Source organism: Aeromonas sp. 600282, assembly GCF_049175755.1.
Lineage (GTDB): Bacteria > Pseudomonadota > Gammaproteobacteria > Enterobacterales > Aeromonadaceae > Aeromonas > Aeromonas veronii_A.
In genome coordinates, this window is record NZ_JAAKVR010000002.1 from 222,462 (window position 1) to 236,564 (window position 14,103).

Consider the following 14,103-nt stretch of genomic DNA (forward strand, 5'->3'; position numbering starts at 1 on the left):
TTCTCCATAGCTACCGCACGCCCGCGGCGCGCTACTTGGTGGTTCGATGATGAGATAAAGCCATCATTGACGGCCTTACCTCATAACCGAGCCAAACTGTGGCCATTCTCTCTAACCGGCCTGTCCGCTGCCCGAACCAATCACCACGCCACCACAATCCACTGCCGTGCCGGTGACGGCGATGGGTTTGCCATTCACCAGCACAGAGCCAACACCACCGGCAATGGCCCGTGGGTGCGGCGGGTTGTTGGGCTTGTCATGGGGCGCCAGTGGATCACCTTGACGAGCCACAGGCTTGCCATCTAGGAACACGTCGGGACTGGCAGCTATCACCGGGGTCGGTGGGAAGCCATCGTGGTCGGTGCCGATGTCACCGAGCAGTGCGATAGCGGGGCACATAGTCATTCTCCATATGAGCGGGTAGACGCACAGACATCATCCCTCTGCCCCTGTGCCCGATGGAACGCACCAGGCACAGGCGATTTTGATAAACAGCGGATAAACAGAACAGGCCACAGCACAGGCTATGCCATTCAGCGCTGGCGAAATTAGCCAAATAAAATCAAATGGTTAACCTCTTTCGATAGATGACAGGGTTATCCATTCGCAAGGGATTGCGCAAACTGGGCAATCCCCCTGCAAAATATTGCATCTGCAGTGCAACCATCTGTAGTATGCGCAACTGGTTGCGCATAACAGAGCAATCAGCTACCGGATAGCCCTTGTTGCAGTTGGTAAAGCCGGATGTTGAGTGCTTTCAAGTCACTCTCTATCCCTTTCAGCTCGGCAGCCGTAATAGGCTCCTGCGACGCTTTTCGCGCCTCCAGTTCGCTCAGACGTAAACTGAACGGGACCTCCTGCATCAGGTTCTTCTGTACCTCGTAGAGCTGAGACTTGAGGTAGGAAATCGTGACCGTCTTGCGCTGACGCTCCAGCTCCAGCAGCTGATCGATCAGGGCATCGACCCCGGCGCGCGCCTCCAGATAGGTCGGCACCCGGTTGAGATCCCCTTGCTGGCCGGCCAGCGCGGTCTGCCACTGCTTGTCCAGCGCCTTGACCGCCAGCGAGTCGGGATAGAGCATCTGCAGCGAATTGCGCAGCCCCTCGCCATAACGGTACCAGTAGAGGGGAGAGGTCTGCTCCAGCCAATCCAGTTGGGCCTGATAACGCGATACAAGCTCGCTCTCCATCCCCTGCAAGGTCTGCTCCCCCAACACGATGCGCGCTTGGCGAATGTCGTCATAACTCAGGGCCTGCGGTAACGCTGCAGCGGGTTGTTGCAACCGTTGCGCCGCGATGACCTTCTCCTGCTGCTGATGTTGCCAACCAAGCCATCCCATCATGGGCAAGGCGCAGGTGAGCAGGCCACAGCCAAACCAGAACCAGGCCGGCCGCTGTTTGCGGTGCTGCTCAATCTTGAGCACGGTCGGCTTCATCTGCCCCTTCTCGCGCCCCACCAGAATGCTGCCCTGCGGCAGAGCGGGGGCAACCGATGCCATCGGCGTTCCGTGATCGTGGTCCATGTCCGATTTGAAGAAGACCATCGGCGGGATCTGCAGCTCATCCTTGAGGCCCGGCTCATCGGAGACGATGACAATCTCGGTCTCGTCAAACAGATGGGTGTACCCCTCGATAAAGTGCACCAGATTCTCGACCCGGGGGATGCGGCTCAAACCGGCGTTGTGCAACTTCTCGCTGATGAGTTGCAGTGCCCGCTCGCAGCGGTAGATCAACCGCTTGTCCTCGTGGCTGATCTGGTACTGGCGGATCACGTCGCTGATGCGGGCAATAAACCAGTCGAGCATCTCGATGCGGGCCCGCTCCTGATGCACCGGTGGCCAGAAACTCTCCCACTGGGTGACGATCAGGTTGGCGAGAAACTCGCACCCTTCGGTAAAGCCGCTCAGCCCCTGAATGCGGGAGCGCGCCAGAGTGAAGTAGATGGCGGTCTGCAGATCCACCCCGTGCTTTTCAAAGATTTGATTGGCAAGCTGATGAATCCTGACCCAATCCACCTCGGGGCGGGAGGCGTGGCTAAGCTTGTTGATCTCGGCGCGCAGCGCCTCGTACTCCGGCAACATTCTGGGGTCACGCCCCACTTTCAATGCCTGCTGGCCTTGTTGATTCTGTGACATATCGGATTCCAAAATGCGGGGGGGCATGACGCCCCCCAACATGATCAATAGAGGGATTCAGGCAAGCTGAACTGGCTGAACAGGCCGCCGGTGAAGGGGTTCTGGGCGCTGTCGGTATAGACCCGATAGGTCATGGCACCCTGATCCACCGGGAAGCGCACATCAAAGGTGGCCTCGTTGACCTGAGTCAGCTCCCCCTTGTCCATCAGGCGGAACATGGCCCAGGGACCGACAAAGCCCTCGCTGCGCGGTGAACGTTCGCGGGCAGCCGGTACCAGGGTGATCTTGCTCTCGGCCCCGTCGCGCATGGTGTTTGGCCACACCAGCGGGATCTTGTTGCGACGGCCGTGGGCATACTCCAGCAACTGGCCATCCAGGTTGAGCACACTACGCCGCTTGTTGGCGGTGAGTTCGATGGGCTCGAGGGCAAATTGCACCTCCAGATTGCCCTGCTGGCTGAAGAAGATCTGGCGGATCCGCGCAGCGCGATCCAGCTGTTTGATCAGCTCCGCCTGAATAGGTGAGCTCAGTTCTCCCTCCATCAAGCCCCCCTCCACCATGGGTTTCAGGTTGACCTGATAGAAGCTGTCCAGGGTGCCACCGGGGGCAAAGAAGCGCTCCATCTCGGAGAGCGGCACATCCTTGGCAGAACCCGGATTGAACGGATAGCGATCCGCCAGTTGGCTGTTGAACGGTGCCAGCACCTTCGCCTGCCACTCCTGATTGAGGGATGACATGGCCAGATCGACCACCAGTTGCGAGCTTTGATCCGCCAGCTGCCCCACCCAGCGATTGAGTGGTTCTGGCAGGCCACGGGCATACTGCTGCAGAGCAAAGACCGGGTCGGCGTACTTGTTGGTCAAACGCAGTTGCACCGCCTTGAGGGCTGACTGTCCCGGCTCGGTGGCATTGACGATCAGCTCCATATAATGCTGCAGCTCAATCAGCTTCTGGTTCACTTCAGAAATGAGCGGCCCCTGTTCCCCACGGCCAGTCAAGACGCCATTAGTGGCCATAAAGGGGCGACCGATCCGGGCAGTGATCGCCTGCGCCGGATCACCTTCCGCATCGGAGATCTTGCGAATACGAGTGTTGTCATCCAGCGCAGCCAGCACCCGTAGGAACGGCTGATCATTACCGGTAATGGTGGAGAGCACATCAAGCGCCTGCTCGGGGCTGGAGAGAGGCTGGATGTCAAGGTTAGTCAGCAACGTTTGCCATTGGTTGACATAATCGGTGACGTAGCGATCGTTGACCTGACGGGTGATATCCTTGCGATCGGCCTCGCTCAACTGGCTCAGCTTGCGCTGGCCCAGCACCCAGGCATCCATGGCGGTGAGATCAATCAGCGCCTTGTCCTGTTTGAGGAAGAAATCACTGAACCCGGGCCAGGTCAGCAAACGCGGCACCTGACCAGCACTCTCGTTGCGCAGGGCAAACACGGTGTCGAAGGTGGGGCCCACCTCGTCACGGACATTCAGATCCGGCGGCAACACATCACCCGCCTTCACCACCAGATTCTGATAGACCCGCTGATACATGGGCAATTTGCCCAGTTCACGCTGGGCGCCATACACTGGCTCCTTGAATGGCACAAATGCCGTGATGGCGGCCTGATCCCGGGCGGCGCGAGCAGCGTGCCAGTCGGTATGATCAAGGGCATAGTCAAGATGTCCCATCAACTGCTCCTGGACCGCCCCCTGTCCCGGGAACGCTTTCTGCCAGCGGCTGGCCATGTACTGCTCCACCAGCTCCTTGTTGCGGCCGGAGGCATCATCCAGCATCCGCATCACCCGCAGAATGGCGAGTTTCTCCTCGCTGCCAGCCGGCGCCCGGTTCAGATCCTCCAGCAGTCCCTGCATCTGGGCAGGCAGGAAACGCAGCCCCAGCAGTTGCAGATAGGAGCCTTCCACATAGGGGCCAATCTCATCCCCCTGATAGAGACCAAGGTCTGCCACCAGCGGCATCCGTTCGCGGTAGTTGCCGAAAGAGAGGGTCGCCTCGCGAATAAGGTTGAGACGCGGCAACTGGCTCACCCCGAAGGCGTGGGCATCGGCCACCTCATTCGTCTCCATAAAGGCCTGCGCCTTGGTCAGGACATTGCGACCCGCCTCCTCGTTTACCCGATAAAAGTAGTGCCAGCCACCGATCAGGGCGGCAGAGAAGAGCGACAAACAGCCGAGGCCAATGGTCATCCGGCGGCGGCGATAGAGGGTATGCAGCCGGTTTTCTCCGGCCAGATGGGCCTCGGGGAAAATGATCGAGGAGAAGAGCTTGCGCACGAAATAGGTGTTGGACTCCCCGCGCAGGGCGGAGTGGATCGGCTCGGGCAAGCTGTAACGCCGGGAAGCGGCCTGAGCAAAAGCATCGAACGGGACACCTTGCTGATAGACGGAGCTGATATAGACGCCGCGCACCAGCAGTGGCTTGCTCTCTTCAATGGTCAGGGTTTCATCGAGCAGGCTGGTCACATAATCCTTGAGACCCGCCAATTGACGAACAAACGAGAAGAGGGCGTTGCGCTGGGCGGCATCGAGCCGGGCCAGCATCATTTCCGGCAGATTGCGGTTGAGATTGTCGACCCACAGATCCCAGAACAGCGCCAGATCCTGCTGCCAGGATTTGCCCTGACTGCTGCTGGGGTTGAAGGTCACCCCCAACACGGCGTCACGGGCCTCTTTATCCAGCTGTTCATAGACCACATCAAAGCCGCGCAGCATGTCGAGTTTGGTGAAGGTGACATAGAGCGGCAGCCGGGTATTCATGGTGGCCGACACCTCTTGCAACCGGGCACGCATCAGCTGGGCATACGCCTTGCGCTCGGCCACGCTGGCCGCAGACAGCCATGCCAAATCAACGGTCAGTACCAGACCATTAAGGGGCTGACGACGACGGTGCTCGTTGAGCCAGTTCAGCAGATGCAACCAGAGCCGCTCATGCTTGCGAGCTTGCGGGTCCAGCTCGGGCTCGGCTTGTGACAACAGTGCACCGGCCGGATCCAGCATCACGGCTTGCTCCCCCAGCCAGCAATCGACCAGCTGGCCTTGCGCCACGTCCCGCAGTTCGGTATCGAGTCTGGGATTGAGCTTGTTGGCCGGATTGGCACGGTGGATCAGGCTGCTCTTGCCGCTGCCGGGCAGACCCAGCACCAGATACCAGGGCATGGCGTAGAGCGCCCCCTTGCCAAGGTGTTCATTCAAGGCTTGCAACCAACGTTCGAGGAACTGCGCCTGTTTGTCGATGAGCCCTTTGACCGGATCTTGTTCCAGCAGCACCTCATGCTGGCGCTCGGCCTTGAGCTGCTTCATCTTGCGCCATACCCGCCAGGAGAGTACCCCCAGCAGCAACCAGAGCCAGAGCAGGGTAAACACCACCCGCCCCCACAAGGGCTCGAATGGCTTGGCATCACGGATCTCGATGCGAGGCCCCAGCCACCACACCAGGAGCAGGGCGACAACCCACAGCACCACACCGAGCAGGGGCCAGGAGGGTTTCAGTTTCGGCAGCTGTTGCCGCAGAAAGGTAAAAATGGTTTTGAACATAAAATGTGATCCAACTCCGACTCAATGACTCATTTCGGCACTTATTTCGGCAAATGGGTGGCATAGGGGGCCAGGCGGCTGACCAACCCGGGCTCCCACTGCGACAACCCAAGGCGCTCCGCCTCTTGCCACAAGTGTTGATATTGCTGGCGCGCAAGCGCCTCCATGCCTTCCTGCTCCAACAACTCCGCCTGCACCAGCAAGGCATGGAAGCGGGCTCTTGGCTCTTTCATCTGTGCCATCCGTTCATCAAGCAGGGCGAGCGCGGCGGCAATCCCCTGCTCCCCATGACGCAAGGCGACCTCCTCGGCCAGCTCGGCCTGTCCGCTGCCGCCCCCACTGCTCTTGGCAGGCTGCAACCAGCGGCTGCACTCGGGGGAGAGAAACGGGGAACCATCGCTGAAGGTGAGATCCCGCAGCGCTGGCAGGCGCTGCAAAAACGCATCCAGCTCCGCCATGATCGCCTGCGCCACCGCGCCATATCCCAGCTTCTGGGCCACCTCGGCCGAGAGCCTGTGCCCCTCGAACCAGTAAGGGGCCAGCGTCAGGCTCTGCTCGATGCGCTGCCAGAGCGCCAGATCTGGCGTGCCCATGGCGGCGCGATATTCATCCACCATGTCTGCCGACATTGAGGCCAGCTGGGTTTTGTTCCCCTGCGCCGTTATCGGCGGGGTGGTGATGCCGGCCCAGATGGCGTGACGACGCAGCCGATAGCCGATAGCCACCTCTGGCTGGCGCTCAATCAGCAGCTCCGCCACCTTGAGCTGGGTCTGTCGCCATGCCCGATCGTTGGAGCTGTCAATCTCGACCCCGGAGCCCTTGCTGCTGCCACTGAGCACCATAGCGCTCGCCATGCTGCTTGCGCTGGCGGAGGCCGAGACAGAGCTGTTCGACGGTTGGCCAGCGGAATCAGCCTGAGCCTGGACAACCTGCTGTCGCTGGGCCCGCTTCAACCCCATCACCAGAGGATCCAGCAGTTCCCCCTTGTCAGGGCACTGGGCCAGCCAGACGGCCTCCAGCTGTTCTGCCTGCGCCAGCAACTGCGCCAGTTCCGCCGCAGAGGCGCTCTCGCTCACCCTCGGCAGGGCACCCTCGAAGCGCTTGATGATCTGCACCATCAATCGCTGCTTCTGGGTCGCATTCCCGGGCCAGGCCAACAGCCAGTAAGCCTTGATCCAGGCTTCCAGCAAGCTCAGCGCAGCCCCCATCGGGGTCGCCTTGGCGGGGTGCTGCAGGCAGCGCAACAGCTGTGCCAGCACCCGCATATCCTTGGTGCGGCTCTCCAGCAAGCCGAGGCAGGCCTCGGCCACCGCATTGAGATCGACCTGGCTGTGAGCGAGGGAGCCCAGCTTGACCAGCTCGGTCTCCACATAGTCCCAGCGCGGCTCGTCGGCCAGCACGGCGCCTCTGATCTGTTCATCCGGCAAGCTGGTGAGCAGGCGTGCACACCAAGGGTGTTGATAGCTCATCTTCCCCCCTACCATCGGCACTGCTGACGCAGCGGTGCCAGCGCCTCTTTCAGGCCGCTCAAATCGACCCGCAGAAGGGCGCCGTTGTCGGCCCGCACCTGCAGCTCGCGATGGCCCTGCCAGCGCTTGAGCTCCTCGATGGCGGGCAGACCGCGGCCATATTCGAGCAGCCATCCCTGATCCCGGATAAACCAGCTCTGACTGCTGCGAGTCGCTTGTCCATCCAGCGCGACTTCGACACTCTCCCCGCGCCACGGCGCATCCAGCCGCAAGCGAATATGGGTGATGCTGTTGACACAACCGATCGCCAGGGTGGCACCGCGCAGGGCCGGACGGGTCAATACCGCCGTGCCACTCTCCTCATCCTGTCGCAACAGGAAGGGTGAGCTATCCGGCACTCGGGCCAACTCCTGCTCCGCTATCGCCAGCCAGGCCGGAGACTTGGTGCTCTCCTTGTTGCCTGATTGCGTCGCCTCATTGCCAAGGGCGTCATAGCAGGCGAGCCGGATCAGAGGGGATGGCTCGCGACGACACGCTTGCCACGCCGCCATATCAAGGGGAGGCACCGCATTGCCGGTCGCCAGCAGCAGGGGCAACAAACTCATGATGCTCATCAGTTCACCTCCAGTTTCTGGCACTTGTGATCCAGGGTGCGCTTGGGAATATTGAGGCTCTCGGCCACCAGCATCCGATTGCCCTGGAAGTGGCGCAGCCGCGCCTCGATGACGGAAGCCTCGTACTGCTGCATGGCCCGGCGCAGATCGCGGATGTGGTTGTAATCGTCCATGGTGCTGGGCAACTCGACGCTGACCCGCTCACGCAGCTCCAGCGGCAGCGCCTCCAGCCCCACCTCCTCCCCGTGACGGGTATGGGCACAGGCCACCTCCAGCAGGTTGCGCAGCTCGCGCACGTTGCCGGGGAAGTCATAGGTCTGCAGCTGTTTCAAGAACTTGCGCTGCAAGCCGGCGAGCGTCTTGCCATCCTGGGCGGCAAACTGGGCCATGAAGTGCTGGCAGAGCAGCGGCACGTCATCCATGTGCTCGCGCAGGGGGGCGATCAGCAGCAGGCACTGGCAGAGGCGGTGGTAGAGGTCGGCCCGAAACTGCCCCTCCTCCACATGGCGGGTGAGCGGCTGATGGGTAGCGGCGATGAGGCGAAAATCGGAGTGATACTCCTGCTCGGCCCCGAGCGGCCGGTAACTGCGGGTTTCCAGCACCCGCAGCAGCTTGGCCTGCATGGCAGCCGGCATGTCCCCCACCTCGTCCAGAAACAGGGTGCCGCCGTTGGCCTGCGCCACCAGCCCGGTCTTGTTGGCAAGGGCGCCGGAGAAGGCTCCCTTCTGGTAACCGAACAGCTCGCTCTCGATGAGGTTCTCCGGGATGGCGGCGCAGTTGATGGCCACAAAGGGCTTGTTGGCGCGATCGGAACACTGGTGCACCAGCCTTGCCACCACCTCCTTGCCGCTGCCGGTTTCCCCCTGGATCAGCACGGTCAGCTTGTGTTGGCCGGCTTGGCTTATCTGCTCGCGCAGCCCGCGGATCACCGCCGACTGGCCGACCAGCTGATCGCCGAGCAGCTTCTCGTGTTGACGCAGCCGCTCCCCCTCGCCCTTTATCTGGCGCAGGGAGTCGCGCAGTACCCCCTGATCCCGCCGGCTGCGACCGAGATCGCGAATGAGGGTGAGCTGGTTGCAAAAGACCTGTGAAAGCTGGGCCAGCTCGGGGCCATCGACCCAGGCCCGCAGCACTTCCCCTTCATCCATCAGGGCCAGCACGGCAAACGGCTTGCCGTTGCCATCCAGCAGCGGATAGGCGTGCAGCCCGCACTGCTGGCCAAGGTTGGCCAGCAGTGCGCGAAAACCGGCGTGCTCGATACGAGCACCGCCGTAGAGGGAGTCCCAGGTGCGGGACTGGGCCTTGTGCAGTACATAGGCAAGGGGGTGGGAAAAATCGTCCACCGCCAGCCCCAGCGCCACGTCTTTCCCCCTGACCCAGCCTTTGCATTCCAGCTGACGGCCACTCACATCCAGCATGCCGAGCAGCAGCCCCCTGGGCTGGAAGCTGGCATGAACGGTCGAGCTCCACCAGTGGCACAGGTGCGGCTCATCGCGCTGGGCGGTGAGGGCCAGGGCAAATGCGAGGGCTTGCTCCATACTCAAGCCCCCACCTCGGCCACGAACTGGTGATCGGCCACGGAAAAGTGGACGCGCTTGATGGGGTCACCAGCCGAGAGGCGCTGCAGCAGTTGCAGGGAGACCGGCGGCAGCAGGGCACCGTCGATGACGGATTCGAGCATGCGGGCGCCATTCTCGCTGCGATTGGCTCGCAGCAGGATCTCTTCTGCCACCTCGTCGTCCAGCACCACTTCGGCACCGAAGCGCTCCTTGAGCAGCTTGACCAGCCGGTTGAGCTTGCCGCCCACGATCTGCACCAAGGTGTCGTGACCGAGCGGCAGATAGGGGATCACCTCCATGCGCGCCAGCAGCGCCGGCTTGAAGAAGGCGGCGAGCTCGGGATAGAGGGCATCCAGCAGCACGTCGGGCTGCTCGGCATGGTCGACGATGGTCTGGAAACCGAGGTTGGAGGTGAGGAAGAAGACCACGTTCTTGCAGTCGATGATGCGCCCTTCCCCGTCCGCCAGCTCGCCCTTGTCGAACGCCTGATAGAAGAGGTTGAGCACATCCGGGTGCGCTTTTTCCACTTCATCCAGCAGCACCACCGAGTAGGGTTTCTGGCGAATAGCTTCTGTCAGCACGCCCCCCTCGCCGAAACCGACGTAGCCGGGCGGCGAGCCGATCAGGCGGGAGACGGTGTGCTTCTCCTGATACTCGGACATGTTGATGGTGGTCAGATACTGGCGACCACCGAACATCAGCTCGGCAATCTGCAGCACGGTTTCGGTCTTGCCGACCCCGCTCGGGCCCACCAGCAGGAAGGCCCCCAGCGGACGGCCGGGACGACGCAGATCGGCGCGGGCGGTGAGCAGGTGCTTGTGCAGGTGGGCCACCGCCACATCCTGCCCCTTGATGAGCTCGCCGAGGTACTCCGGCAGACGGGTAACCACATCGAGCTCCCCCTGGGAGATGCGATTGAGGGGCACCCCGGTCCACTCGGCGATGACGGCGGCAATCTGGGTCTTGTCGACGTGGGCGGAGACTAGCACTTCCCCCTGCTGCAGCTCGGCCAGCTCGCGCTCGAGGGTGGCCAGCTGCTCGGCAGCGGCCTGCGGATCGAGCGGCGCATCGGCGAGATCCAGCGCCTCTCTGGCCAGCATCTCATCCTGCTGATCGGCCAGCAGGGCTGCGCGCAGCTCGATAATCTGGTGCACCAGCCCCTGCTGTTGTTGCCACCGGGCCTCCTGCTCGGCCAGCTCTTCACGGCAAGCTTGCTGGGCCGCCTGCAACTCGGCCAGGCGCTCTGCGTTGTCACCAAGACCTATCAGGCTCTGGCGCTCCAGCTGGCGGATCTCCAGCTCGCGCTGGCGCAGCGCGTTTTGCAGGTGGCTGACCGCGCGCGGCGGGGTGGTGAGGTTGATGGCCACCCGGGCACAGGCGGTATCGAGCACGTCAATAGCCTTGTCCGGCAGCTGACGGCCGGAGATGTAACGGGCGGAGAGCTGGGCGGCGGCCTGCAGCGCCTCCTCGTCGATCAGCACCCCGTGGGCCTTCTCGTAGATGCTGCGCAGGCCGCGCAGGATCACGGTGGCCTCGTCGGCATCGGGTTCACCGACCTTCACCAGCTGGAAGCGGCGCGACAGGGCCGCGTCTTTTTCTACGTATTTCTTGTACTCGCCCCAGGTGGTGGCGGCGATGGTGCGCAGCTCGCCCCGGGCCAGCGCCGGCTTGATGAGGTTGGAAACATCCAGCCCGCCAGCCTGGTTGCCGGCCCCGATCAGGGTGTGCGCCTCGTCGATGAACAGGATGACCGGTTGCACGGCGTCCTTGACCTCCTGCATCACCCCCTTGAAGCGTTTCTCGAACTCCCCCTTGACCGAGGCGCCGGCCTGCATGGCACCGAGATCCAGAGTCATCAGCTCGACCCCGCGCAGCTTCTCCGGTACCTGACCCGCCACCATACGCAGAGCCAGCCCCTCGATGAGGGCACTTTTACCGACACCGGCTTCGCCCACCACGATGGGGTTGTTCTTGCGACGACGGGAGAGGATGTCGATCATCAGGTCGATTTCGTGATCCCGGCAGAGCACGGGATCCAGGCTGCCCTGGCGGGCCTGCTCGGTCACATTCACGGTAAAGCGGGCCAGCAGGCTGGCATCGGCCGGCAAGGCGGCCTGGGCCGTCTTGTCGCCGGAGGCGGTGGTCACTTGCGTCTCGGCAGACTCCTTGACCCACTCGTCGAACTGCTGGCGCAGCAGCTCGCGATTGACCTTGGCCAGCAGGCGGGTCACCGAGCCCGGCAGATAGCGCTGGGGGGTCATCAGCAGCACCAGCAGCATGACGCCGCTGCGCAGCTGGGCATGTTGCAGCTCGGCGGAGGCGAGCAGCCAGCTGTCTTGCAGCCACTCCACCAGCATGGGCGAGAAGGAGGGGTAACCCTGGCCATAGCTGCTGTCGGCAGCGGACGGTTGCAGCAGAGTCTTGAGCTCTTCCACCTCCACCTCGGCCACCTTCAGGATCTGGCGCACGTCGCTCAGCGGGGTCTCAAGCATCTTGAGCAGCAGGTGCTCGATGCGGATCTCGGCTCCCTGGTGATTGACGCAGAGGGCTGCAGCCTCCTCCAGCATGTGACGGCAGATGGGGTTGAGTCTTTCCACCAGTACCGGTAGCTCTATACGAATCAAGGCGTGCTCTCCTTAAGTATTTATTTTAATAATTCGCCCAGTTGACGCAGCACGTCCTGGGTCTGGTTATTGAGTTGGTGGTGATAGAGGCCAAAGATCAGCGCCAGGATCAGCGCGCCACCCATGAACAGGCTGCGCAGGGATACCTGCTTGCGCAGCTGATAGCGGGAGGCCTGCTGCCCCAGATCGAGGTGAAACACACTGGGCGCCTCGCCGCCAGCCTCGGGGGACAACTGCTTGTGCAGCTGGCGCACGATGCGCTCGAACTCCCCTTGTCCCTTGCTCATCACCTTGTAACGCCCCTCGAAACCGAGGCACAGACAGAGGTAGATGAACTCCAGAATGTCGCGATAACGCACCGGGTCTTCCTGCAGGCGGGCCAGCAGCACGAACACCTTCTCGCCGCCCCAGGTCTCGTTGTGAAACCGGGCCAGCAGAGAATGTTGGGACCATTCACTCTGGCTGCCCCAGTCGCGCCCCATCACCGCCTCATCGATAAAAGTGCAGAGGATGTAGCGAAACGAGAGGACGACGCCATTCTCGTAACCCTGCGCCATCAACTCCTGTTCGATGGCCTGGATCTCGGTCACCACCCGCTGATAAAGCTCGGGCACCCGGTCGTAGCGCGACAACAGACGCACCCGCTGCACCAGCCCCAATAGCGGGGTCACCGCATCGATCATCGGGTTGATGCTCTGGCCACGCAGGCGGAACCAGTAGTCCGAATCCATGTCCAGCTGCTCGGCGTGATCGAACAGCAGGTCGCTCAGTTGCTCGTTGTTGATAATGTCCGTGGTCATTTCTGCTTGTTTCCTTGATGCGATCACTGGCTACGGATGGCCCAGAGCTGCATGTCGAGCTCGGGGAAATCGCCGGCAATGTGGAAGGCGAGCGTGTTGCTGACCGCCAGCATCTGCCAGGCAGGGCTCTGACGGTCGAGCTGGAAGTAGCTGTAACCGGCGTGATAGGGCAACTGGCGCGGCGCCACCGGCAGCGGCAACAGCGGGATACCGGGCAGCTGCAGGCTGATGAGTTCGCGGATCTTGTCGCTCGACGCCACCTTGGTCTGCTGCAGCAACTGTTTGCGCAGCTGCTCCTGCGGCATGCGGGCACGCACTGCCAGCACGAAGTCGGCGCTCTGCATCAGCTCGCTCTCGCTCACCATGGCCACCATGATGCCGTACTGGTGCTTGCGCAGCTGGATGGAGACGGCGCGGGGCGACAGCACGGTACTGAGTGCCTGACGCAGGGCCAGCATCACCGGTTCGAAGCTCACCTGCTGATCGTCGTGACGATAGGCGGGGAACTCGGGCGGCAGGCGGGACTCGTCGGTAAAGGTCATCAGCTCGCCACAGAGCTGCACCAGCGCCTCATGCAGCCGCTCGGGGTGCAGGGTGCCAAGGCGCGCCAGATGGGAGAGCTGGGGCTGGGCGCGGTTGAGTAGCTGCAGCATCATGAACTCGGCCACATCGGCAACCCCCTGCTGACCCGGCGACGCGATGCGCTGGGAGAGGCTGCGAGCCCGCTCGGCCACAAGGCCAGCCGACTCGCCGAGGAAGCGCTTGAGAGTCGGGATGGCGGATACGCTGATGCTGCAGGGCATGAAGTTGGGATCAAGCACCAGACCGCCGTCCGGACGTTTGTCCAGAATGCGGGCAATAGCCAGGGACGCATAGGCACTGCGATCTTCCCGCTCCAGCATCAGGCGCAGGCTGACCCGCCCCACTTCGAGGGAGACCACGTCGCCCCCTTCGCTGTGGAGATCCCGCACATCGTGGCGATGAGCCTGCAGCCGGGTTGCTACCTGACCGCCCTGATTGACCTCGTTGACCCCGCTCACCGAGAGCGGCAGCGCCAGATAGACCTTCTGGTTGGCCACCGAGGCATCGGTGATCTCCAGCGGGGTCGGCAGCACATCATCGTTCGGAATGTTGAAGACGGTGCCGTCCGGCATGATACCGGTGGCCCCCACCAGCGCGATGCGGCCAAAGCCGAGGTAATCCTCGTTGATGGCAAGCGACTGCAACCCGTAGAAATAGTCGGACAGCGCGCTCAAACGCGCGTGCAGCGCGTAATCTGAATGTCTCTGTTGTTGCTGGAAGTGCTGGGGCTTGATAAAGAGCCCTTCACGCCAGATAACCCGATTTCGACTCGACATGA

9 protein-coding genes are annotated in these 14,103 nt (G+C 62.3%); all 9 read right to left on the bottom strand.

What is annotated here, in order from left to right; genetic code table 11:
- Window positions 1-111: 111 nt before the first annotated feature.
- Window positions 112-399, bottom strand: coding sequence for a type VI secretion system PAAR protein (locus G5137_RS03725; protein WP_019444936.1), 288 nt, complete (start codon window positions 397-399; stop codon window positions 112-114).
- 305 nt (window positions 400-704) lie between these two features.
- Window positions 705-2,135 carry a VasL domain-containing protein gene (locus G5137_RS03730; protein WP_421254941.1) on the bottom strand — a complete coding sequence of 477 codons (1,431 nt, stop codon included), beginning with the start codon at window positions 2,133-2,135 and terminating at the stop codon, window positions 705-707.
- A 44-nt stretch (window positions 2,136-2,179) separates the two neighbouring features.
- Complete coding sequence (gene tssM, locus G5137_RS03735; protein WP_421254942.1) at window positions 2,180-5,677, bottom strand: type VI secretion system membrane subunit TssM; 3,498 nt, start codon at window positions 5,675-5,677, stop codon at window positions 2,180-2,182.
- Window positions 5,678-5,718: 41 nt separating this feature from the next.
- Window positions 5,719-7,146, bottom strand: coding sequence for a type VI secretion system protein TssA (gene tssA, locus G5137_RS03740; protein WP_421254943.1), 1,428 nt, complete (start codon window positions 7,144-7,146; stop codon window positions 5,719-5,721).
- An 8-nt stretch (window positions 7,147-7,154) separates the two neighbouring features.
- Window positions 7,155-7,760: a type VI secretion system-associated protein VasI gene (gene vasI / locus G5137_RS03745; RefSeq protein ID WP_421254944.1), complete on the bottom strand. Its 606-nt coding sequence runs from the start codon at window positions 7,758-7,760 to the stop codon at window positions 7,155-7,157.
- Window positions 7,760-9,298 carry a sigma-54-dependent transcriptional regulator VasH gene (gene vasH / locus G5137_RS03750; RefSeq protein WP_421254945.1) on the bottom strand — a complete coding sequence of 513 codons (1,539 nt, stop codon included), beginning with the start codon at window positions 9,296-9,298 and terminating at the stop codon, window positions 7,760-7,762. The genes vasI and vasH overlap by 1 nt, the downstream gene beginning before the upstream one ends.
- A gap of 2 nt (window positions 9,299-9,300) precedes the next feature.
- On the bottom strand, window positions 9,301-11,943 hold the full coding sequence (tssH, locus tag G5137_RS03755; protein WP_421254946.1) for a type VI secretion system ATPase TssH: 2,643 nt from the start codon (window positions 11,941-11,943) through the stop codon (window positions 9,301-9,303).
- A 20-nt stretch (window positions 11,944-11,963) separates the two neighbouring features.
- Window positions 11,964-12,743, bottom strand: coding sequence for a type IVB secretion system protein IcmH/DotU (gene icmH, locus G5137_RS03760; protein ID WP_421254947.1), 780 nt, complete (start codon window positions 12,741-12,743; stop codon window positions 11,964-11,966).
- A 23-nt stretch (window positions 12,744-12,766) separates the two neighbouring features.
- Window positions 12,767-14,101, bottom strand: coding sequence for a type VI secretion system baseplate subunit TssK (gene tssK / locus G5137_RS03765; protein WP_421221382.1), 1,335 nt, complete (start codon window positions 14,099-14,101; stop codon window positions 12,767-12,769).
- Between the last annotated feature and the right edge of the window lie 2 nt (window positions 14,102-14,103).

Excerpts from the sequence above, each read along its gene's own strand:
- G5137_RS03725 (WP_019444936.1), bottom strand. The coding sequence starts at position 399 with ATGTGCCCCGCTATCGCACTGCTCGGTGACATCGGCACCGACCACGAT.
- G5137_RS03730 (WP_421254941.1), bottom strand. The coding sequence starts at position 2,135 with ATGTCACAGAATCAACAAGGCCAGCAGGCATTGAAAGTGGGGCGTGAC.
- tssM (WP_421254942.1), bottom strand. The coding sequence starts at position 5,677 with ATGTTCAAAACCATTTTTACCTTTCTGCGGCAACAGCTGCCGAAACTG.
- tssA (WP_421254943.1), bottom strand. The coding sequence starts at position 7,146 with ATGAGCTATCAACACCCTTGGTGTGCACGCCTGCTCACCAGCTTGCCG.
- vasI (WP_421254944.1), bottom strand. The coding sequence starts at position 7,760 with ATGAGCATCATGAGTTTGTTGCCCCTGCTGCTGGCGACCGGCAATGCG.
- vasH (WP_421254945.1), bottom strand. The coding sequence starts at position 9,298 with ATGGAGCAAGCCCTCGCATTTGCCCTGGCCCTCACCGCCCAGCGCGAT.
- icmH (WP_421254947.1), bottom strand. The coding sequence starts at position 12,743 with ATGACCACGGACATTATCAACAACGAGCAACTGAGCGACCTGCTGTTC.
- tssK (WP_421221382.1), bottom strand. The coding sequence starts at position 14,101 with ATGTCGAGTCGAAATCGGGTTATCTGGCGTGAAGGGCTCTTTATCAAG.